General features: G+C 61.9%; 17 protein-coding genes and 1 rRNA gene. 15 read left to right on the top strand and 3 right to left on the bottom strand.

Features of this window, described 5'->3' with window-relative positions:
• Positions 1-256: 256 nt before the first annotated feature.
• Positions 257-373: ribosomal RNA gene (gene rrf / locus DF196_RS10650) — 5S ribosomal RNA — on the top strand.
• Positions 374-699: 326 nt separating this feature from the next.
• Here rrf and DF196_RS10655 read toward each other — a convergent pair.
• Entirely contained in the window at positions 700-1,713 is a 1,014-nt protein-coding gene (locus tag DF196_RS10655) for an AraC family transcriptional regulator (protein WP_109057797.1), read from the bottom strand.
• A gap of 202 nt (positions 1,714-1,915) precedes the next feature.
• Between DF196_RS10655 and DF196_RS10660 the strand changes: the two genes are divergently transcribed.
• From DF196_RS10660 to nrdF, 8 genes are all read left to right on the top strand, one after another.
• On the top strand, positions 1,916-3,406 hold the full coding sequence (locus tag DF196_RS10660; protein ID WP_109057798.1) for an MATE family efflux transporter: 1,491 nt from the start codon (positions 1,916-1,918) through the stop codon (positions 3,404-3,406).
• A gap of 49 nt (positions 3,407-3,455) precedes the next feature.
• Positions 3,456-4,082 carry a sugar O-acetyltransferase gene (locus tag DF196_RS10665; protein WP_109057799.1) on the top strand — a complete coding sequence of 209 codons (627 nt, stop codon included), beginning with the start codon at positions 3,456-3,458 and terminating at the stop codon, positions 4,080-4,082.
• Between the two features lie 550 nt (positions 4,083-4,632).
• A complete protein-coding gene (locus tag DF196_RS10670) occupies positions 4,633-7,158 on the top strand; it encodes a glycoside hydrolase family 3 C-terminal domain-containing protein (RefSeq protein ID WP_109057800.1) in 2,526 nt (841 codons plus the stop codon).
• The gene (locus DF196_RS10675) at positions 7,151-7,693 is read left to right on the top strand and encodes a GtrA family protein (protein ID WP_109057801.1); all 543 of its coding nucleotides are present in this window, start codon (positions 7,151-7,153) and stop codon (positions 7,691-7,693) included. Before DF196_RS10670 ends, DF196_RS10675 begins: the two co-directional genes overlap by 8 nt.
• A gap of 444 nt (positions 7,694-8,137) precedes the next feature.
• Positions 8,138-8,398 carry a glutaredoxin family protein gene (locus DF196_RS10680; RefSeq protein WP_109057802.1) on the top strand — a complete coding sequence of 87 codons (261 nt, stop codon included), beginning with the start codon at positions 8,138-8,140 and terminating at the stop codon, positions 8,396-8,398.
• Between the two features lie 128 nt (positions 8,399-8,526).
• Positions 8,527-8,979, top strand: coding sequence for a class Ib ribonucleoside-diphosphate reductase assembly flavoprotein NrdI (nrdI, locus tag DF196_RS10685; protein WP_241519701.1), 453 nt, complete (start codon positions 8,527-8,529; stop codon positions 8,977-8,979).
• A 194-nt stretch (positions 8,980-9,173) separates the two neighbouring features.
• A complete protein-coding gene (gene nrdE / locus DF196_RS10690; RefSeq protein ID WP_109057803.1) occupies positions 9,174-11,372 on the top strand; it encodes a class 1b ribonucleoside-diphosphate reductase subunit alpha in 2,199 nt (732 codons plus the stop codon).
• Between the two features lie 85 nt (positions 11,373-11,457).
• Positions 11,458-12,450 carry a class 1b ribonucleoside-diphosphate reductase subunit beta gene (nrdF, locus tag DF196_RS10695; protein ID WP_109057804.1) on the top strand — a complete coding sequence of 331 codons (993 nt, stop codon included), beginning with the start codon at positions 11,458-11,460 and terminating at the stop codon, positions 12,448-12,450.
• A 34-nt stretch (positions 12,451-12,484) separates the two neighbouring features.
• Here the strand turns inward: nrdF and DF196_RS10700 are convergent, their stop codons facing one another.
• Both DF196_RS10700 and DF196_RS10705 read right to left on the bottom strand, forming a co-directional pair.
• A complete protein-coding gene (locus DF196_RS10700; RefSeq protein ID WP_109057805.1) occupies positions 12,485-13,810 on the bottom strand; it encodes an ATP-binding protein in 1,326 nt (441 codons plus the stop codon).
• Positions 13,810-14,670 (bottom strand): response regulator, encoded by an 861-nt coding sequence (locus tag DF196_RS10705; protein WP_476538835.1) that lies wholly within the window; start codon positions 14,668-14,670, stop codon positions 13,810-13,812. The genes DF196_RS10700 and DF196_RS10705 overlap by 1 nt, the downstream gene beginning before the upstream one ends.
• Positions 14,671-14,874: 204 nt before the next feature.
• Here DF196_RS10705 and DF196_RS10710 point away from each other — a divergent pair, with 204 nt between their 5' ends.
• From DF196_RS10710 to DF196_RS13965, 6 genes are all read left to right on the top strand, one after another.
• Complete coding sequence (locus DF196_RS10710) at positions 14,875-16,056, top strand: glycosyltransferase family 2 protein (RefSeq protein WP_170115050.1); 1,182 nt, start codon at positions 14,875-14,877, stop codon at positions 16,054-16,056.
• A 374-nt stretch (positions 16,057-16,430) separates the two neighbouring features.
• Entirely contained in the window at positions 16,431-17,558 is a 1,128-nt protein-coding gene (locus DF196_RS10715; RefSeq protein ID WP_109057808.1) for an ABC transporter ATP-binding protein, read from the top strand.
• Between the two features lie 364 nt (positions 17,559-17,922).
• Complete coding sequence (locus DF196_RS10720) at positions 17,923-18,576, top strand: hypothetical protein (RefSeq protein WP_146194749.1); 654 nt, start codon at positions 17,923-17,925, stop codon at positions 18,574-18,576.
• Complete coding sequence (locus tag DF196_RS10725) at positions 18,545-19,333, top strand: hypothetical protein (RefSeq protein WP_146194750.1); 789 nt, start codon at positions 18,545-18,547, stop codon at positions 19,331-19,333. Before DF196_RS10720 ends, DF196_RS10725 begins: the two co-directional genes overlap by 32 nt.
• A 72-nt stretch (positions 19,334-19,405) precedes the next feature.
• Positions 19,406-20,812, top strand: coding sequence for a DUF4032 domain-containing protein (locus tag DF196_RS10730; protein WP_109057811.1), 1,407 nt, complete (start codon positions 19,406-19,408; stop codon positions 20,810-20,812).
• 776 nt (positions 20,813-21,588) lie between these two features.
• Positions 21,589-22,503, top strand: a complete 915-nt coding sequence (locus DF196_RS13965) for an isopeptide-forming domain-containing fimbrial protein (RefSeq protein ID WP_158276316.1) — start codon at positions 21,589-21,591, stop codon at positions 22,501-22,503.
• The last annotated feature ends 159 nt before the right edge of the window (positions 22,504-22,662 follow it).

A 22,662-nucleotide genomic window follows, 5' to 3' on the forward strand; every position in this document is an offset into this window, starting at 1 on the left:
CACGTGGTCGATAGGCCGGACGTGGAAGCCCCGCGAGGGGTGGAGCTGACCGGTACTAACGGGGAAACGACAACACACATCCCATCAATATGATGGGTCCCGAATACTGCGCAACGGACATGCCAGGCAGCATTGAACGTCAGGCACGTCACAAAACCAATCGGCAACAGCATCGCGTCCCCTATCCGGTTCCCAAGCCGCCACGGAACAATCCCCTCCGGGAGACATGGTTCCCCGGGGTTGACAATTGAAGATTTGCGGCGGTCATGGCCCAGGTGAGACGCCCGGTCCCATTCCGAACCCGGAAGCTAAGGCCTGGCACGGCGATGGTACTGCACCCGACAGGGTGTGGGAGAGTAGCACACCGCCGCACTACATTTCATGAAGCCCCTTGACGGAAACCCGCCAAGGGGCTTCCTTTGTTCCCTTTTAAACACGACAAGCACATGGGCCACCCATCAACGCACCCGCCGGGACCACCCTTCGGTCCGCTTCGCGGCCAGCTCCCCTGACAAGGGGAGCCATGATATAGGGATACACGTCCCAAGGGAGCATCGGAACGGGGGTGTCTCCGGTCCTTTCAGTACAGGAACATGTCCTTTCCGTACTCAAAGGACCGCAAACAAGCCGATTCGCGGTCCTTCCAGTACGGAAGGCACGCGGTCCTGGATCCAAAGGACCGCGAAACCCGGATGAGCACTACGGATTCTGCCTCTTGCGATAGGCGAGGGGAGCCACTCCCAGCGTGGCGCGGAAGACACGGGTGAAATAGTTCGACGAATTGAACCCGCAACACGCAGCCACGGCGGAAACCGGCAAATCAGTGGTCTCCAACAGTTCCGTGGCGGCTCGCAGGCGAACGTCCGTGACGTAGTCGATGGGCGATTGATGCAGATAGTCACGGAAGATCGCGGAGCAGGTACTCCGGCTTACGGCCCCGGCGGATGCAATCATGTCCAGCGTCAGCGGACGGGCATAGCTCGCCTGTATGAAATCGACCATGGCAGTCAACGCGGTGAGGCGGCTGCCTGTACGGCGATGTACTGGATGTGATGCAGGTACGCGACGATCAGCCGATATGTCTGTCGAAGGTTGGTTCGCATCGGCATCCGATACATCATTGTGCGCATAAGCCGTTTGCTTCATCATGGCGTTCAGTGCCCGTGTAATGGCGTAGAATCCGCTCAGCACGGCCAGTGGCGCATCATCGTATTCGTCCTGCGCGGCCGCCATCGCGTCCAATGACTCCAGAACCGTATGGGCATAACCATAGCCGTCACCGTCATCGAGCAGAAGATATGGCGGCCTATCCGCCCCACCGATGGGCAGAATGAACCGCTCCAGCACGTCCTTCGTGGCACCGACGCGCATCTGGTTCACCAATACGCACAGGAACTCGCAATCCGTGCCGTCCTCCGAATACCCGTAATGCAGTCGTCTGGCATTGACGAAGATGCCCTGCCCTTCCTCGATGCGTACCCGCTCGCCATCCACGAAATACGTCAGATGCCCGCGCCGGGCGATGAGGAACTCCCAGTCGTCATGCCAATGGCATTCCGCGCGCATGTGCGGGTATGAGGAAAGCCGTCCTTCGCGGATATACGAGAAGAATGTGGGATAGTCGTATCGGACGCGCTCCGAGCCGTCGGCCCGCAGCCGTGCCGGATCAGGTCCGGCGATTTCCTGCTGGATGTCGTCCTTGTGCAGCGCCATAACTCATCGATTCCCTGAATACTGTGCGACAGGAGCGTCCGCGTCGCAGCCATTGCCATCACCAACATAGCAAATAATGCTAAAAATCATGCTGATTCTGCTGTTTTTGCGTACTTCTTCGTCCGATATTGCTGTGTAATGGATGGCGGTTACAGGCCGCGCGCAACAAGTGCAACGCGGACAACAAGGATAGGAGGAGCCGATGATGGCCGGCGAGCTGACTTTCCATGATTTCACTCGTCAGCTGCGCCCATTGGCTCTGCCCATCGCGTTCCAGCAATTCGTGCTGGTCCTGTCCAACGCCTTTGACGTGTTCATGCTGGCCGCAGTCGATCAGAACGCCCTATCCGCGGTATCCCTTGCCACGCAATTCCAATTCATTTTCGACCTGTTTCTCATGGCTTTCACCATCGGTACCAGCACCCTCATTGCCCAATATTGGGGCAGAGGAGACGTCGGTGCCGTACAACAGGTAATCACGTTCGTCATGCGGCATACGATCGCACTGTCAGCTATATTCGCCATCTTGGCCGCCACAGTCCCGCATCTGCTGATGCGCATCACCACGAACGATGCCGTACTCATCGACCTCGGCTCCCACTACCTTTCCGTCACGTCGCTCGCGTTCATGCTGATCGGCGTCAGTCAGATCAACCTCTGTCTGTTCAAGAACACCGGCCGCGCACGGACCGGCACCGCCATCAGCGCTGCCGGCGTCGCACTGCATATCGTGGTCAGTGCCACGCTCCTGTTCGGCTTGCTTGGCATGCCGCGGCTCGGCGTGACCGGTGTCGCGATTTCCACGGTCGTTTCTCGTACGGTCGAATGCGTCTGGTCCTGTTGGAAGGTTCGGCGGGATTCGAGGCGCCATAACGCTCCCGGCGTGCAATGGCGCACGATGCTTCCCATACCAGCACAATGCAAAACCGATGCCAAGACCGCCGGAACCAATCGCATCGCCGGCCCCAAGGCCGGTCCTGCGGACGGTTCCGCTGGCATCATTCCCGGTAATGCCATCCGCCTGGCCATGTCCGTCCTCGAACGCGACTACTGGCGGTACACCCTGCCCGTACTCGGCAACGAGATCATCTGGGGCGGCGGATTCGCCACCTACACCATCATCATGGGCCATCTCGGCACGGACGCCGTGGCCGCGAACTCGGTGGCGAACATCATTAAGGACCTGCTGGTCTGCCTATGCGCCGGCCTCGGCTCCGGCGGCGGCATCCTGCTTGGCAGCATCATGGGGTGCGGCGACCTCGCCCAGGCGCGTCACGTCGGCCGTTGGCTGTGCTGCAGTGCGTTGGCCCTCGGCGTGGCAATCGGCGCGGTGATCCTCATGATCCGCCCACTGGTCCTGCACTGGTCGTCGCTGGATGCGCGGGCCAACGAATACCTGTCCGGCATGCTGCTTGTCTGCGCCTACTACGTGATTGGCAAGGCCCTCAACTCCATCACCGTGGGCGGCATCTTCCCGGCCGGAGGCGATTCCCGGTTCGGCATGGTGTGCGATGCGGTGACGATATGGGCCATCGTGATTCCGCTGGGCATGCTCGCCGCATTCGTCTGGCAACTGCCGGTCATGGTCGTGTACGTCATCCTCAACATCGACGAAATGCTCAAGATACCCGCCGTCGTCGCCCACTACCGCACCTACCGATGGCTGCGGAACGTGACGCGAGAGTCCGACTGACACGCCCCTCACCCGAAAGATTCGAAAGACCCGAAAGAAAGGAACCATCATGCAGGAAACCATGCGCCAACGCATCGCGGAGGGCAAGCTCTTTACCGACTATTGCGAAGGGCTACCCGAAGACCGGAGGGCCGCCAAACGCCGGATGAAGTGGTTCAACGACCTTGAACCGGAAGACAAGGACGGCCGTGCCACACTGATCAACGCGATTTTCGGCCGTCCGACGAACGCCTGGATCGAGCCGCCGTTCTACTTCTGCTACGGCCGGAACATCACCATCGGCGACGGTACGTATATCAACGTCAACTGCTCGTTCATCGACGACGGCCGCATCACCATCGGCAAACGGGTCATGTTCGGCCCGTCCGTGAACATCGCCACCGTCAGTCACCCCATCAACCCGGCCATGCGCGAGTACATGTTCGCCGACCCGGTCACGATTGGCGACGACTGCTGGATCGGCGCGAACGTGACGATCTGCCCAGGCGTCACCATCGGGGAAGGAACCACGATCGGTGCTGGCTCGGTCGTCACGCACGACATTCCCGCGCACACGGTGGCGGTCGGCGTGCCCTGCCGCGTGCTGCGCGAAATCAACGAGACGGACATGACCGAATACCGCCCCGGCATGACCTTCGCCGACGACGAGCTGGTGCAAGAGAACAAGGCCGTATAAGAAGCCGGCCGTGATCTTCCTGGTTGTGCACGAGGCCGTTTCCGCACGCAAAGGAGCGTCCGGGACGGCCACCCACGATTGTTTCGTGATAGGAGATCCACGCTTCTGGCGCGAAACAATCTCCAGTACGGCGATTCGCAACTGTTTGAGGTTAGAAGACATCTGCTTCTAGCCTCAAACGATCGCCACACGGCCTTTTGCACTGAGAAGACTGGCGGCTCTACGTCCAAAGAACCGTTGAGACAACGATTCATGACCTTCTAGCTGGACGTTTCATCATCCGTCCGGCCTCTTCTCAGTCCTGTCGGCATGCCCCGACATATCCTTCCGACCAATCGTGCGCGGGAAACGACAGGTTGTGTAATGCGGCCCACCGCGGCCTCGTGAACCTGATTGAATCAGACTAGCGGCGAATCGCATGCGGCAGAGCGGCGCGGCGGTCTCGCTGGAGAGATACGCAACCAGTACGCGAGCACGCGCCCGGACGCATGCGCAACGACCAGTATGCGCCAGTTGCCCGGCAGACAGTGCAAGGAAGGACGAGACAGCGATGGAACTCGAAGAACTCTCGGTGGCCGAGAAGGCGGCGATGCTTTCCGGCGGCTCCGAATGGGACTCGCGCGGCAACGAACGCGCCGGCATCCCCAGTTTCGTGATGAGCGACGGCCCCCACGGCGTGCGCCGTCAGCTCGGCGAGGGCGACCACCTGGGCCTTGGCGCCTCCAAGCCCGCCACCTGCTTCCCGACCGCAGGCACCGTGGCCAACTCCTGGGATCCGGCGCTCGCCGAGGAGATGGGCGAGGCGCTCGGCAAGGAGGCGCATGACCTCGACGTGAACGTGTTGCTCGGGCCGGGCCTCAACATCAAGCGCAACCCGCTGTGCGGCCGTAACTTCGAGTACTACTCCGAAGATCCGATCGTGGCGGGACGTATGGCCGCCGGCCTCATCCGCGGCATCCAATCCAACGGCGTCTCCGCATGCCCCAAGCACTTCGCGGTCAACAGCCAGGAGCTGCGCCGTCAGGCTTCCAACAGCGTCATCGACGAGCGCACGATGCGCGAGATCTACCTGACCGGTTTCGAAATCGCCGTGCGCGAGGCCGCGCCCCTGACCATCATGACCTCCTACAACGAGGTAAACGGCGTCTATGCGCACGAAAACAAGCACCTGCTGCAGGACATCCTGCGCGACGAATGGGGCTTCGACGGCATGGTCGTCTCCGACTGGGGCGGCTCCAACTCCGCCGTGGCCGCGGTCAAGGCTGGCGGTTCCCTCGAAATGCCCAGCCCCGGCTACACCTCCGTGCGCGAGCTGGAAGGCGCGGTCAAGGCCGGCACGCTCTCCGAGGCGGACCTGAGCGCTCGCGCGGCAGAAGTGGCCAAGATTGCCCGCCTGACCCGCACCGAAGGCGTGGGCCGCAACGATCTGCTCAAGGACGACATCGCCGCCGCGCATCACGCTGTGGCACGCAAGGTCGCCGAAGGTTCGATTGTGCTGCTCAAGAACGATGCCGTCGCGCCCGCCGCCGGTACTGCGGCCGATACCGCCGCAGCCAACTCCACCGCACCCGTCCTGCCGCTTAAGCCCGGCACCCGCGTGGCCGTGGTCGGCGACATGGCTAAAACCCCGCGATTCCAAGGCTCCGGCTCCTCCAAGGTGAACGCCACCCGCGAAGAGAACATCCTGAACGAACTGCAGCGTGCCGCCACGGCCACTGAAACCGGCATCACCGTGACCGGCTACGCCCAAGGCTACGACCGCCAGGGCGCCGCCAACCAGTCCCTCATCGACGAAGCCGTGGCGCTCGCAGCTGCACAGGAGACCGACGCCGTCATCGCCGTGATTGGCCTCGACGAGCGCAGCGAATCCGAAGGCCTCGACCGTTCCACCATGGCCATCCCGCAGGCCCAGAACGACCTCGTGGACGCCCTGACCGCCACCGGCAAGCCCGTCATCGTGGTGCTCGTGGCCGGATCCCCGGTCGAACTGCCGTGGTTCGAGTCCGTGGCCGCCATGCTGTACGTCGGCCTGTCCGGCCAGGCCGGCGCCTCCGCCACGGTGCGCGCACTGACCGGCCAGGTCAACCCGTCCGGCCATCTGGCCGAAACCTGGCCCCTGACGTACGCCGACTGCCCGTCCTCCGGCTGGTACCCGGCCATCGGCCGCGACGCCATCTACCGCGAGGGCCCGTTCGTCGGCTACCGCTACTACGAAACCGCCGGCGTGCCCGTCCGCTTCCCGTTTGGCTACGGTCTGTCCTATTCGACGTTCACGTACACCGGACTCACCGCCGACGAAACCGGCGTCCAGTTCACCGTGACCAACGATTCCGATGTGTCCGGTGCCACCGTCGCCCAGCTGTACGTCGCCGGCCCCTCCCGCACGGAACTCGGCACCGGCGAAACGGCCGGCGTGCTGCGCCCCACCCGCGAACTCAAGGGCTTTGTCAAGGTCGAACTGGACGCACATGAGTCGAAGACCGTGCGCATCGACTTTGACCGGTACACCTTCCGTCATTTCGATACCGAAACCAACCGTTGGGCCATCGAATCCGGCGTCTGGACACTCGCCGTGGGCGCGGATGCCGAGCACCTGCCGCTGACCACGCCGTTCGCCGTGGCCGGCGACGTGGACGCCGCCCCCGCCGACCCGGCACTGGGCCACTACCTTGATGGCGACGTCAAGCATGTGACCGACGCCGAAATGGCCGTGCTGTTCGGCCGCGAGGTCATCGCCCCCGGCAAGCCCACCGTATTCGGCGTGAACGACCCGATCTCCAGCTGGGTTGACTCGCGCGGGTTCGCGGCCCGTACCGTGGCCCGGACGCTCACCAGCCGCGAGGCCAAGACCCGCCAGAAGACCGGTTCGCCGGACCTCAACACGCTGTTCATCCTCAACATGCCGCCGCGCGCCATGAGCAAGATGACGCAGGGCATGGTCGACTCGGCCATGGTGGACGCCATCGTCAAGATCGCCAACGGCCACACCTTCCGCGGACTCGGCGGACTCATCGCCGGATTCTTCCGCAACCAATCCGCCAACAAACGCACCGCAAAGGAGCTCAACCATGACTGACACCAACGCCGCCGACGCTGCCGAAGGCAAGAAGCTCGGACCTGTCCGTCGGTGGATCAAGGATCACCCCACCATTTGGGAGTTCATCCTGTTCAACGTGCTCTCGAACATCTCCACCATCTCCCGCTTCGTGGTCACATGGATCGGCACCGCGGTGTTCGTGGCCGGACTGGGCCTGACCACGCCGTTCCACTTCCTCATCTTCAACTACCCGGAGTCCGGCAACGGCCTGGGCGGCTTCCTCACCTTCCTGTTCGCCGAGGTGATCGCCCAGGTGGTGAACTTCTTCGTGCAGATGAAGTGGGTGTTCAAGTCCGATTCCAGCTTCAGGGACGCCGCATGGAAGTACGCGATCCTGGCCGTGGTGATCGTGGTGGTGAACCTCGTGCTGCCCGGTTACGTGACCGCGCTGTGCCAGGGCTGGGGCATGAACGCCGGCGTGGCCGGCACCATCGCCTCCGTGGTCAACACGCTGCTGGCCGTGGTGGTGAGCTACCCGCTGCTCAAGTTCTGGATCATGCCCAAGAACAAGTAGGAGGCCGCATAACCTATATCTGAACGATTCTTCTGATTTCTTCTTCCTCTCCGAGCCCGGCCGGACGTCTCCCGTGAGCGTCCGGCCGGGCTTTTCCGTTCCCCGCCCATGGCTCCCCTTGTCAGGGGAGCTGTCGGCGAAGCCGACTGAGGGGTAGTCTTACGGAATTTCGATTATTACCGGTGCGGTGTGCGGTCAGGCTTTTCGATGAGGGGTTTGTCGGCGAGCCGTCGGCGAACCGGTAAATGTGAACAATGCCACATGTGGGCGGGCGGGTCGTTCCGCGGGGCTCCCGGCCGGCTCGCGGAAACGGCGGAAAATCAACAAAAACACTACATCTAGTATTTGCTGGCGCAACACGCTACTACCCATAGTGGCTTGCTTGCGAATCATGCGGTTGTAATATGGCGTTCGCTTCATTGTTCTACGTCAAGGGGAGCCACCATGACCGTCACCGTGTTCACCAAGCCTCATTGCCCGCAGTGCGAGGCCACCAAGCGTCAGTTCACCAAGCTCGGCGTGCCTTTCGAGACCGTGGACCTCTCCGAGAACCCCTCCACGCTCGAACAGCTTACGGCCGCCGGTTTCCGTCAGGCCCCGGTCGTTATCACGCCGGACAACTCCTGGAGTGGCTACCGCCCGGACCTCATCCGCGAGGTCGCCAAGCAGGCCACTGTGACCGAGACCGCCGCGGTCGCCGTGTGAGCCCGAACACAGCGGCCGGAGCGGCCGACCAGAGCGTCACGACCGTGGCCGCCGCATCGTCCGCTGCATCCATAGCCCCGTCGGGGGAATCCGAGGCGCGCACGACGCCCGCCGATGCGGCGCGGACCATTCCCAGCGCTCCCGAATACGCGGCGCAGGGCGAGCCGATCGGCGCACTGGTCTACTTCTCCTCGGCATCCGAGAACACCGCACGGTTCGTGGCCGGCTGCCATCTGGAACAGCATGGCATCAACGTCTACCGAGTGCCCCTCAGGCCTGCGGATCCGCCGCTCAACGTGCGTGAACCATACGTCATCATGGTGCCCACATACGGCGGCGGCGTGATCAAGAAGGCCGTGCCGATCCAGGTCAAGCGCTTCCTGAACGACCCTGAAAACCGGGCGTGGATCCGCGGCGTCATCGCATCGGGCAACACGAACTTCGGCGAGGCGTACTGCGCCGCGGGAAACATCATCTCCGCCAAATGCCACGTGCCGTTCCTCTACAAATACGAGCTCATGGGCACCCCGGAAGACACCGCGGCCGTACGAGACGGTCTCACCCGCTTCTTCGCTTCGTAACTTGGCTTGTCCTGCAATTAAGGACGAACTTCGTTCGCGGTTCGCTGTCTCGACTGTCGTCTCGCACATCGCCTACAAACGGCTCCGCTGCTTGCTTCACGGCAATGTCCCTTCAGAGAGGGGAGCCAGAAAAACGAGCGCGCCCTGCATGGCGACTCGCTTACCCATCCATCTACCAACCCCCCCGAATCACCATGACTGATTTCACCAACACCGGCCTGTCGCTGGACAACACCGCCTCCACCGCGGCCGAACGCACCAACGACCCGTCCCGCGACTACCACGCGCTCAACGCGATGCTCAACCTCTACGACGCCGACGGCAAGATCCAGTTCGACAAGGACAAGGCCGCCGAACGCGCGTACGTCACCGAGCACGTGGTCCCCAACACCGTGACCTTCGACTCCACCGCCGATCGCCTGAACTACCTCATCGAACACCAGTACTACAACCCGCAGGTGTTCGACCAGTACTCCGCCGACTTCCTGGACCGCTTCTACGAGCACGCCGAGTCCACCGGCTTCGAGTTCGGCACCTTCCTCGGCGCTTTCAAATTCTTCACCTCCTACGCGCTCAAGACCTTCGACGGCAAGCGCTACCTCGAGGACTTCCCACAGCGCTGCGCCGCCGTGGCCCTCGAACTGGCCGCCGGTGACGAGCGGCAGGCGATCGCGTACGTGGACGAGATGCTCGCCGGCCGATTCCAGCCGGCCACGCCCACGTTCCTCAACCTCGGCAAGGCCCAGCGCGGCGAGCCGGTGAGCTGCTTCCTGGTGCGCACCGAAGACAATATGGAGTCCATCTCCCGCGGCATCAACGCAGCCCTGCAGCTGTCCAAGCGTGGCGGCGGCGTGGCCCTGCTGCTGAGCAACCTGCGCGAGCTCGGCGCGCCCATCAAGCACATCGAGAACCAGTCCAGCGGCGTGATTCCGGTCATGAAGCTTCTGGAGGACTCCTTCTCCTACGCCAACCAGCTCGGTGCACGTCAGGGCGCGGGCGCGGTCTACCTCAACGCCCATCACCCGGACATCTTGCGCTTCCTGGACACCAAGCGCGAGAATGCGGACGAGAAGATCCGCATCAAGTCGCTCGCCCTGGGTGTGGTGATCCCGGACATCACCTTCGAGCTGGCCAAGCGCAAGGAGCAGATGGCCCTGTTCAGCCCGTACGACGTGGAGCGCGTCTACGGCAAGCCGTTCGCGGACATCTCCGTCACCGAACACTACGAGGAGATGCTGGCGGACGATCGCATCAAGAAGACCTACATCGACGCCCGCAAGTTCTTCACCACCATCGCCGAACTGCAGTTCGAATCCGGCTACCCGTACATCGTGTTCGAGGACACGGTCAACCGCGCGAACCCCATCGAGGGCCGTGTGACCATGTCCAATCTGTGCTCCGAGATCCTGCAGGTGCAGGAGCCGAGCACATACAACGAGGACCTGAGCTACGCCCACGTGGGCCGCGACGTGTCCTGCAACCTCGGTTCGCTGAACATCGCCAAGGCCATGGACGGCGGCCTGGCCGGCACCGTCGAGACCGCGATCCGCGCGCTCACCTCCGTGGCCGAGCGCACGAGCATCAACGCCGTGCCCTCCATCCGCCGCGCCAACGAGGAGGGCCACGCCATCGGCCTCGGCCAGATGAACCTGCACGGCTTCCTGGCCCGCGAAGGCATCATGTACGGCTCCGAGGAGGGCCTCGACTTCACGGACATGTACTTCATGACCGTGGCCTACCACGCCTACCGTGCCTCGCACGCGCTCGCCGTGGAGCACGGCCAGGCGTTCAAGAGCTTCCCGACCTCCGCGTACGCCAAGCCGGCCGGTCAGGGCAACTACTTCGACAAGTACACCGACGGCCGCCGCTCGCTCGAACCGCGCACCGCCACTGTCCGCGAGCTGTTCGCCCGCTTCGGCGTCGCGATCCCCACGGTCGACGACTGGAAGGAACTGCAGGCCGCGATTATCCGCGACGGCATCTACAACCAGAACCTGCAGGCCGTGCCGCCCACCGGCTCCATCTCGTACATCAACCACTCCACGAGCTCGATTCACCCGATCGCCTCGATGATCGAGATCCGCAAGGAAGGCAAGATCGGCCGCGTCTACTACCCGGCCGCCTACATGACCAACGACAACCTGGAGTACTACAAGGACGCCTACGAGATCGGCTGGAAGGCCATCGTGGACACCTACGCCGAAGCCACCCAGCACGTGGACCAGGGCCTCTCGCTCACATTGTTCTTCCCGGACACCGCCACCACGCGAGACCTCAACAAGGCCCAGATCTACGCCTGGCGCAAGGGCATCAAGACCCTCTACTACATCCGCATCCGTCAGCAGGCCCTGGAAGGCACCGAGGTGGCCGGCTGCGTTAGCTGCATGCTCTGAGTCACTTTTTGGCTCCCCTCAGGGAAGGGAGCCAGAAAACGTATGCCTGCCCGTCACGTCCACCAACTACATAAGGAACAAACCCATGGCACCGATTTCCATTCCGCGCAAGCCGCTCAAGCTCATCGACCGCGTCTCGGCCATCAACTGGAACCGTCTGGAGGACGAGAAGGACCTCGAGGTCTGGGACCGCCTCACCGGCAACTTCTGGCTGCCCGAGAAGGTCCCCGTCTCCAACGACATCCCCTCCTGGCAGCAGATGAGCGAGGAGGAGCACACGCTCACCATGCGCGTGTTCACCGGCCTGACCCTGCTGGACACCATCCAGGGCACGGTCGGTGCCGTCTCCCTCATCCCGGACGCGCTCACCCCGCACGAGGAGGCCGTGTACACCAACATCGCGTTCATGGAGTCCGTGCACGCCAAGTCGTACTCGTCTATCTTCTCCACCCTGTGCTCCACCGAGCAGATCGACGCCGCCTTCGACTGGAGCGAGCAGAACGAGTTCCTGCAGAAGAAGGCCGAGATCGTGCTCGACTACTACGAGGGCGACAACCCGTACAAGCGCAAGGTGGCCTCCACCCTGCTCGAATCGTTCCTGTTCTACTCCGGCTTCTACCTGCCGATGTACTTCTCCGCGCACGCCAAGCTCACCAACACGGCCGACGTGATCCGTCTCATCATCCGCGACGAGGCCGTGCACGGCTACTACATCGGCTACAAGTACCAGAAGGGCATCGCCCAGCTCACCGACGCCGAACGCGCCGACCTGCAGGACTACACCTACGACCTGCTCAACGAGCTGTACGACAACGAGGTGGGATACACCGAATCCCTGTACTCCGGCGTGGGCCTGGTCGAGGACGTGGAGAAGTTCCTGCACTACAACGCCAACAAGGCCCTCATGAACCTCGGCTACCCGGCCCTGTTCCCGGCCGAGATCTGCGATGTGAACCCCGCGATCCTCGCCGCCCTGAGCCCCAACGCCGACGAGAACCACGACTTCTTCTCCGGCTCCGGCTCCTCCTACGTGATGGGCAAGGCCGAGGAGACCGACGACGAGGACTGGGATTTCTGACGCCCGCCCGTTTCCCGGCACCCCCCGGCCCCGCCTACCGCGGAATCAGCACCGTCAGCACGAACCAGTGGTCCTCGGTGCGAATCGTCACCTCGCCGCCGTACTGCGCGGCGATGTGACGAATCGACTTCACGCCGAACCCGTGCCGCGCGGCATCCCGCTTGGTGGTGCGCAGCGCGCCCGTCGAATCCTTCTTGAGCGTGGAATCGTAGTAGTTCTCCACGCGGATCACCGTGAACCGGCCCTGCCCGTACAGGGCCAGCCGGATGAGCCGCTGCTGCTTGTCCGGCAGCTTGCTGGTCGCCTCGATGGCGTTGTCCAGCGCATTGCCGAACAGCGAGGCGATGTCCATCGACGACATGTCCGCCAGCAGCTTGCCGTCCGCCACCGCCGTAAGCGTGATGCCGCGGTCCGCGCACGTGCGCATCTTGGTGGTCAGGATCACGTCCAGCACCGGATTGCCGGAATGCTGCTGCGCGCTGGCCGCCGCGACCGAGGCCTCCAGCTGTTCGAATCCGGCCGCCGCATGCTCCGGATCCACCTCCGCCCGCAGCGCCGCGATCTGATGCTTCAAGTCATGCGCGAGCCGTCCGATGGCCTCGATGTTCTCCTTGGACGCCAGATACTCCTGATGCTGGCTGTTGAGCTGCGCGTTGATGGAGGCCAGTTCGGCGCTCGCCGCCATGCGCCGCGCCTGTTCCTGCTGGGCGTAGAGGATTGCGAACCCGCAGAAATCCACCAATGTGCGGATGTAGAACACCTCCTGGCCCACGGTGCCGGAGAACGGCGTGTTGGTGGAGATGAAACTCAGGTTGCTCATGGCGAACGTCACGATGGTGATGGCCACCGTGCCCACCGAAAGCTGCAGGGTCGTGTTGGTCGGCGCATCGTGCGCGAAGTTGCCGCGTTCTATCGCCCACGCCGCCACGAATCCGATCGCGTACGTGACGACCAGCACCAGCGAGGCGTACGGTTCCCGGGGCGGCATGCCGACCCCGTACTGCAGGAACGTGACCAGCTGCCAGTGCAGCGAGGCCACCAGTTCCGCCAGTACGAACGCGCGTGCGGCGATGTACAGGCCCTCGCGATTGCCGGTGCCGGCACCGAACCGCACGATGGCCCACATGCCGCCGAACGCCAGCAGCATGCCGATTACCCAGAACCACAGTGGCATCGCGCCGTCGAAGTACTGGATGCCGATCATGCCCGCCAGTCCCAGCACGCCCACTGTGATCGTGCGCGACAGTGGCACGCGCCGGTAGATGACCAGCAGATACGTCACGCACGCCATCCACTCGCAGATGGCCGTGTAGAAGCGAGGGATGTCCGGCAGCGCGTTGGTGATGGTCGTCCCGCCCATCACGCGGCTCCTGTCTCGGTCGCAGCGGTCTGGCCGTCTGCCGGCCGTTCGTCAGCGCCGGTCTCACCGGTTCCGGCACCGACACTGACGCCACTGGCTCCGGCTCCGACGCCGGCCCGTGCGGTCGGCCCGGCCGCACCCATGTAGTTCGTCAGCGCCGTCAGGAACGCCTTCTTGCGCGGCCGGCTCACCCGCAGCAGTTCGCCGTTCGACATCACGCAGTCCTGACCGTCCACGCCCACCACATGCCTGAGGTTCACCAGATAGCAGGAGTTGGAGCGGAAGAAGTCCTGCTCGGCCAGCCGCTCCTCGAAGTCCTTCAGCGTGCCGGACACCGAGAGCTTGCCATCCAACGTATGCACGATGATGGTGTGCCGAATCGACTCGATATACGTCACATCCGCCAGCTCCAGCCGGATTTGGCGCCCGCCGGCCTCGATGAGCAGCGACCCGTCCGAACGCCGGCGCACCATATCGATGGACCGCTTGAGCTCCTGCCGGAACGCGAAGTACGGCACCGGCTTGAGCAGATAGGAGAGCGCCTGCACCTGATATCCGTTGATGGCGTACTGCGGGGCCGCCGTGATGAACACGATCACCACCGAATCGTCGCGCTCGCGGATTCGGCGCGCCGCGGACATGCCGTCCAGGCGCGCCATCTCGATGTCCAGGAAAAGGATGTCGTACGTGGGCGTGTACTGCTCCACGATGGCCTCGCCGTCGTCGAACACGGCGACCGTGAACTCCACGCCCGTCTCGCTGCGATATTGATTGAGGTAGTCCAGTATCCGCTGGCATGCCACCGGGTCATCCTCGACCACGCCGACCCTGACGCTGCGCATCGCCGCACCTCCTGCCATGTCCTTTACCTGCAAATCCTAACCCAGTCGCCCCGATAACCGGGGGAGCCGGTGCGCAGACTGCTATTTTCGGCAGCTGTTCTGCCGTGGGGCGCCCGTGGAATCGCCGAAGAGTCCCGTATGATGCGGCGGCCGTCCATCGGCCCCGCCCGAATGCCGTCGCCGCTCTGGCGAACGTTCGCATCGTGGCGTTACGCTGGATATATGGAACATGATCCGTTGGTCAGCATCATCATCCCGGTGTACAAAGTCGAACGCTACCTTGACGAATGCGTGGCGAGCGTGACCGCGCAGACGTACCCCAACCTCGAGATCCTGCTGGTGGACGACGGCTCTCCGGACCGCTGCCCGGCCATGTGCGACGCCTGGGCCGCCAAGGACGGTCGCATCAAGGTCATCCACAAACCCAACGGAGGCCTGTCCGACGCGCGCAACGCCGGCATCGCACGGGCCACCGGCGCGTACATCTACTTCGCCGACTCGGACGACACCGTGGCCCCCACGCTGGTCCAGGACTGCCTCGACGCCATGCGCGACTACGACGCCGACCTGGTGATGTTCCAGTTTGACACCATCTCCGAGAACGACAAACCGCTGCTGTCCAGCTACCGTCACAACGACTACTCCGAAGTGCAGGTCCTGACCCCGGTCGAGGCCATCAAAAAGCAGGTCAAGGCCGAGATCGACGGCTATTTCTGGGCGTTCCTGGCCCCTGCGTCCACCTACCAGAACACCGGGTTCGCCTTCCCCGTGGGCCGCAAGATCGAGGACCTCTCCCGCATCTGCAACGTGATCGGCGAGGCCACGCGCGTGGTGCGTCTGCCCAAGGCCCTCTACCACTACCGCATGCGCGAAGGCTCCATCACCGCCAGCTGGGACCCGCAGCTCACCCGCGACTGGACCCGCGCCGCCGACGACCGCGAGGAGTACATCGTCCACCGGTTCCCCGAGCTCAAGGGTTTCATGACCCTCCAGCAGCTCAACTTCTTCGCCAACCTCGACTATGAGACCATCCGCCAGTCACTCATCGCCGGACTCAAGATCGACCCCGAGGACGCGGACGCCCTGCGCCGTCGCATCGAAGGGCTCGCCAAGTCCGCCGACGAAGGCGACGAGCCGATTCCGGAGACCCTGCGCGAGCTGCTGGGCCTGCTGAAGATGGGCGTCGCCCACCTCGCCGATGGCGCGGCCGGGGCCGCCGCGGCCAAACCCGCTGTCCTGCCTGACGACGATACCGATCCGACGCTGCTCGAACGGTTCCGCGACATGCGCGAGGACTGGCGCCAGCTGCGCATCCAGCGCATCGAGGCCGCCGAGGAACGCCGCGACGAGCGCAAGGCCGAACGCGAGGCCCACCGCAACGGCGTCACCTTCGAACTGGAGTGATTCATTTCGGCTCCCCTCTCTGAGGGGAGCTGTCGGCACAGCCGACTGAGGGGAGCCCAGACCGGTTGGTGTTCGTTGGCATCCGAGAGCCGACGAACACCCCGTTAGACACCCCACCGGGGATCGCCTGACACGCGACACGCGATGCGAAAGTTTTCGCGCGTTTGTCCTTGAGTTTGTACGGGGGCCGTGTATAGTGAGTGGTGGCTCAACGAAGAGAACCTTCACTGAACCAGGAAAAGTGAACGCTGAGGCTTGCAGTTCCCGGAAGCAATGTAGTAGATGGCTACGGTAGGTCGAAGCATAGTAATAACCACAAATCCCTTTACAACGGATCGTGAGGCACGTACCTGCCTCTGAAAGGATTAGTAATTATGGCAGAAGTCGTTTTCGACCACGTCACTCGTATCTACCCGGGCAACGACAAGCCCTCCGTGGATGATCTGAATCTTGATATCAAGGATGGCGAGTTCCTCGTCCTCGTCGGCCCTTCCGGCTGTGGTAAGTCCACCACCCTGCGCATGCTCGCCGGCCTGGAAGAGGTCAACAAGGGCCGCATCCTCATCGGTGGCAAGGACGTCACCACGATGCAGCCGAAGGACCGCGACATCGCAATGGTGTTCCAGAACTACGCTCTGTACCCGCACATGACCGTTGCGGACAACATGGGCTTCGCTCTGAAGATCGCCGGCACCCCGAAGGATGAGATCCGCAAGCGCGTCGAGAAGGCCGCTGAGATCCTCGACCTGACCGAGTACCTCGACCGCAAGCCGAAGGCTCTGTCCGGTGGTCAGCGTCAGCGTGTGGCCATGGGCCGTGCAATCGTCCGTGAGCCGAAGGTCTTCCTCATGGATGAGCCGCTGTCCAACCTCGACGCCAAGCTCCGTGTCCAGACCCGTACCCAGATCGCCGCTCTGCAGCGCCAGCTGGGTGTCACCACCCTGTACGTGACCCACGATCAGACCGAGGCTCTGACGATGGGCGATCGCATCGCCGTCATCAAGCTCGGCATCCTGCAGCAGGTCGGCGCCCCGACCGAGCTGTACGATCGCCCGGCCAACGTCTTCGTCGCCGGCTTCATCGGCTCCCCGTCGATGAACCTGAACACCCACCCGGTGGTCAACGGCAAGGCGAAGATCGGTGAGGACACCGTGGACCTGCCGGCTGAGGCCGTCAACAAGCTCACCCCGGAGGACAACAACCAGATCGTGGTCGGCTTCCGTCCTGAGGACGCTGGCCTGGCTCCGGCCGACGACCCGAACGCCTTCTCCCTGAAGGTCGTGAACGTCGAGGATCTGGGCTCCGATGGCTACATCTACGGCAACATCATCACCGATGGCTCCGCTGCCGAGGCCTCTCAGGTCATGTCCGACCAGAACAAGCTCACCACGATTCGTGTGAACCCGCGTGCGCTTCCGAAGGTCGGCGCCACCGTCAAGATCAAGATCGATCCGGCCAAGATGCACCTGTTCGCTCCGTCGACCGAGCTGCGTCTGAACTAGTCGATCGCCGGTCACGGCGTAGATACACTTGGCGAGGTCTAACCGCTTCGTCAACCATTAAACGAGGTTGTTCTCTTCCTCTCTTATGACCTCGTTGGAAAAGCCCCGCATAGCTGCGGGGCTTTTCTTGTATTGGCATGCTCGCGGCGGGAACGGGTATAAGGCGGTACGGGTTCGGATTCCCCGTCAAAGGAACTGCTGCCCGACTGGTCTGGCTTGATTCTGCCAAGAATACCGTTAATTATTCCGATGAAGGAATAATTAACGGTATTCTTGAACCATGACAGTACGGAGTGCGGGGCGTTTATATACAGTCGCAGAGGCCGCGAAGAGGTTGTCGATTACTGATCGAAGAGTGCGTTCCTTGATCCAGAGTGGTGAGCTGCAGGCGGTGCATGCAGCCCCGAGAATCGCGCTGATTACGGAGGAGTCGCTGATTCGGCTTGCTCTTCGGGAAAAACGTGCCGGAAGACCGTATTCGTCGGAAACCGCAATGGGTGCGTTGTATCTGCTCTCCGGGGAGTCAATTGACTGGCTCAGTGTGCGGAAACGATACGAGATCAGAAGATTGCTTAAGGAAACGGATGCGGATGCGTTCGTGCGCAATATCCGTCATCGTGCCGATGTCCATGAGTATTGGGCCAATGCGCTGTTCCTGGACAGGTTGAGCGGCAGTGGCGATATTTGTCGCTCCGGCGGATGCGAGGGGATGGCCGAATATTTTGAGCTTTCTCCTTCGGAATTGGTCGAAGGATACGTGGAAGAGAGCGATTTGCCGATGCTGAAGTCACGGTATATGCTCAAGGAACTTGCCGAGCCGAAGAAGGTTCGTTTTCATGTGGTGAGGGGATGCCCCATTCGAGGGCGTCGAGTCATGCCGGTCGCGGTGTGTGCCGCAGATTTGGCCGATTCGATCGATCCGCGAGAACGTAATGCCGGTATGGGGCGGCTGGCTGCATTGTTACGTGATTTTCAGGGGGAACATCATGACAAATCCGGTAATTCAGATTCCGTCTAGTGGACATCCTTGGGGAACGGTCCTCACATTGGCCGAGCACACGGAAGATCCTACTTCGTGGAGGCTCGCCGGTGGTCTTATGGTGCAAGCTCATGCCATGATGCGTGGTCTGAGCAGTCGTCCGACCACGGATGCGGATTTTCTCGTGGATGTGTTGACGCACAAGCATGCAGTTCGTGAAGTGCGTGATGCGTTGCAAAACATGGGATTTCAAGTAACGAGAGGGTCGCTCACCGGGTATACCACGCGGATGGTGTGCGGGAATTCCAGCGTCGACCTATTGGTGGACAACCATTTATCGCCATACCTTCGCTCACGGGCGTTGCTTAGTGGGCATCAGATGCTTGGTATGCCGGGGTCTCGTAGAGCTGTGGCTCGCAGCATGATCGTTGATTTGCGGTTTGAACGAAGAACCGCCTCGGTATGCATGCCGGATGTGCTCGGGGCATTGTTGATGAAAGCGGCATCTTGGCGAGAGACGAGGCAGGGGGATCGGAGCCGTCACCTTCTGGACGCGGCGCTATTGGCTTCGCTGATTGATGATCCGATTGAGGCGTTACTTCGTTTGGACAATCGCAGCAGAAGCGACCGGAGGAATATACGGACTTTACGTGACACATTGCTTCTGCCCGATGATGACTTTGCATTTCGGCAGTTGGATGCGGAGCATGAGGAGAACGCGAAGCTGGTTTTGGAAGTATTGGCCCAATTGCTGGACATGCCCCGTCATGCCGGTCGCCCAGAGGATTATGTCTGATCTTTTTCGGAGGAAGCCTCGCCGCAGCGCCGTTTTGCCCGGACATCCCTGATGCGCCGTAAAATCGAACACATGGAGTTGAACGAAGTACCCCAGTTGGATCCGCGCGCACTGAAAGCCACGTCTGTCAAAGCCGAAGACGAAAAGGTCGATTCAGGCGAGCCGCAAGCACTGAAGATCACCGCCGCCAGCTCGAACCCGAAGATGTTCACGCTGCCGTGGCACAAGCCTCTGGCCACCTGGCCCGAGGACCTGCTCGCCAACCTGCCGCGAGGCATCTCCCGCCACGTGGTGCGTTTCGTGCACGTGGGCGACGAGGTCTACGCCATGAAGGAGATCACCCGTCAGGTGGCTGAGCGAGAGTACGAGCTGCTGCGTCGTCTGCAGAAGCTCGACCTGCCTACCGTCCAGCCGATCGCCGTGGTCACCGGACGCCGCAATCGCGAAGGCGAGCCGCTGGAGGCGATTCTGGTCACCAAGCACCTCAAGTTCTCGCTGCCGTACCGTGCGCTGTTCGCCCGCAATCTGCGTCCGGACACCGCCGAACGACTCATCGATGCCCTTGCCGTGCTTATGGTCCGTCTGCATCTGGCCGGCTTCTACTGGGGCGACGTGTCCCTCTCGAACGTGCTGTTCCTGCGCGATGCCGACGCCTTCTCCGCCTTCCTGGTGGACGCCGAGACCGGTGATCTGCACGTGAATCTGACCGAAGGCCAGCGCGAATACGATATCGACCTGGCCCGTACCAACATCATCGGCGAACTTATGGATCTGGCCTCCGGCCGCCTCCTGCCGAGCGACTTGGACGAGATCGAGGTCGGCAACCGTCTGGTGGACCGCTACCACTCGCTGTGGAGCGCCCTGACCGACACGGACAAGTTCGGTCCGGACGAAATGTGGAAGATCGAGCAGCGCGTCAACAAGCTCAACGAGCTCGGCTTCGACGTGGACGAGCTGGAGATGAAGACCGCCGAGGACGGCAAGCGTGTGCTGGTCCGTCCGCGCGTGGTGGACGCCGGCTATGCATCCCGCAAGCTGCTGCGCCTCACCGGTCTGGACGTGCAGGAGAACCAGGCCCGCCGCCTGCTCAACGATCTCGATGCCTACCGTGCTTCCATGTGGCGTGACGACGAGGAGCTGGAGATCGTGGCCACGGACTGGATGCGCGAGGTCTACGAGCCCACCGTACGCATGATTCCGCGCGAATACCGCTCGCAGATCGAACCCGCCCAGTTCTTCCACGAGGTGCTCACCCACCGCTGGTTCCTGGCGGAGAAGGCCGGCCATGACGTGCCGATGGGCGAGGCCGTGAAGAGCTACATCGAGAACGTGCTCCCGCAGTACAAGCTCGACAAGAAGGACGTGGACGCCCTCAACGCCGAGGCCGACTCCGGCGTGGTGGACGACGAATACACCTACGGCGACGACGGCTACAACCCGGACGACGATCCGGATGCGGCTGTATGGGCGAGCCGTTAAACGGACAGTCCAGTGGACTGTCCGTAGACGAGCCCTGAGCGAAGCGATAGCTGAGCGAAGGCAATATTGAGTCTTGCCGTAGGCAAGTCCTTGATTGCGGGGCTCGCTGAGCGAGTCGTTAAGCAGGACAGTCCGCCGAACCGGGGCGATTTTTGCCCCCGGTTCGTCCAATAATCGTTTGACGTGCAGATGGGGGCAAGAATTCTTGTCCCCATCTTTCGATTTGACTGTTATTGCGGAATCGGGGCAAACGCTATGTCATGCCCTTTGAGATGTTGAATCCAACATTGGCTTAATTCCAAGGATTCGCCGGGTTGATGATTTGTCCCCGTGGGCATGTCAATCGTTTGATGCTGCAATGGGGGCGAGGGGCATTGCCCCCATTTCCGGAAAAACTCTTATTCGTTAAATGGGGGCATGTTATGTTGTCCCCGGTTGCGCGGAAATCGGTTTCAAGCCGAATGGGGGGGCGAAATCAGGGGGCTCAGCTCGCGCTGCCGGTACTTTTTTGCGTTTTGATTCGCAAACGTTTGCACTTGCAGTCTACTTTCATGAAAGCAATGCAAGAAAATCATTGACAAAAATGGCTTATTAGTTAAGTTTCTGAGGGTAATCACCATTTGGCAATCGTTTGCAAAAAGACGAGGGGCTGACGTATTCTGAAATACAGACGACTGAGTGGTATCAATCGATGACGTAGTGCCATAGTAGGAGAGAAGATGTTCGTTCAAAGCAGCCAACACCCCCGTTATCCGTTGTTGCGAACGTTGGCATCAATGCTTGTGGTGATTGCGATGCTGCTGGCCACTGCAATCGTGGGCGTGCCGGCCGCGCAGGCTGCGAACACCTATGAAATCGGCAGTGCCCAGGCTCCGGTCAACAAGGACGACACGGTAATCACTATCGATGGCAAGCCGTACACCACCGGCATGACGGTGAACTACGGCGACCCAGTCAAGATGAAGCTGTATTGGACAATGCCGAATGACGTCGATATCCAGGAAGGCGATCAGTTCACCTACGATTTGCCCAAGGGGCTGAACTTCAAGTCCAACGAGACCTACACCATCTACGGCGAAGACGGTGTCGAACGCGGTACGTTCACCGTCAACGGCAACAAGCTCGTGGCCACCTTCAGCCGAAGGGATACCGGCTCCAACAAAAAGATTTACGTCACCGTCAATGGCACCATCACCGAATCGTCCACCGGCAACAACAACGGCGGCAAGGCCAACTTCGAATTCCCCGGCATCGGGCAGCTGGAAGTCAACGTGAACGAGCAGCACAGCCTGTGGGCACAGAAGAACGGCGCCATCTCCACCGACGACCCCACCGTGTTCGATTTCGTGGTGGAAGTGCACGCCAAAGGCAGCAACAAGAACGTCAAGCTCGAAGACTCGATGGGTAATCTGCTCAATCTGGTGCCGGATTCGCTCAAGCTGTACACGGATCCGAACTGCACGAAGGAATACACCGGCAAATGGGAACACACGGAGCAGACCGACGCCCATTCCCAACGGGTTCACCGCCAACATCGACCAGATGACCGACGGTCAGGCGCTCTACGCGCGCTACAGCGTGAAGATCAACCGTCAGGACGTCATCGACGCGGTCAAGAACGGCAAGGGCGACCTTGTCAAGAACAAGGTCACGTACCACAGCGACGACTACACGAAAAAGCAGACCACTGAGCAGAGCATCTGGCTGAACGGCAAATGGTCCGTGAAAAAGAACGGCAAGGCCAATACCGTCGATAAGACGGATGAGAAGGGCCAGCCGGTGCTCGGCAAGGACGGCCAGCCGGTGCAGGTCACCGTGGTCAACTGGACGATTACCGTCAACGCCGGCAC

Origin of the sequence: Bifidobacterium callitrichidarum (assembly GCF_003129905.1) — a bacterium.
Taxonomy (GTDB): domain Bacteria; phylum Actinomycetota; class Actinomycetes; order Actinomycetales; family Bifidobacteriaceae; genus Bifidobacterium; species Bifidobacterium callitrichidarum.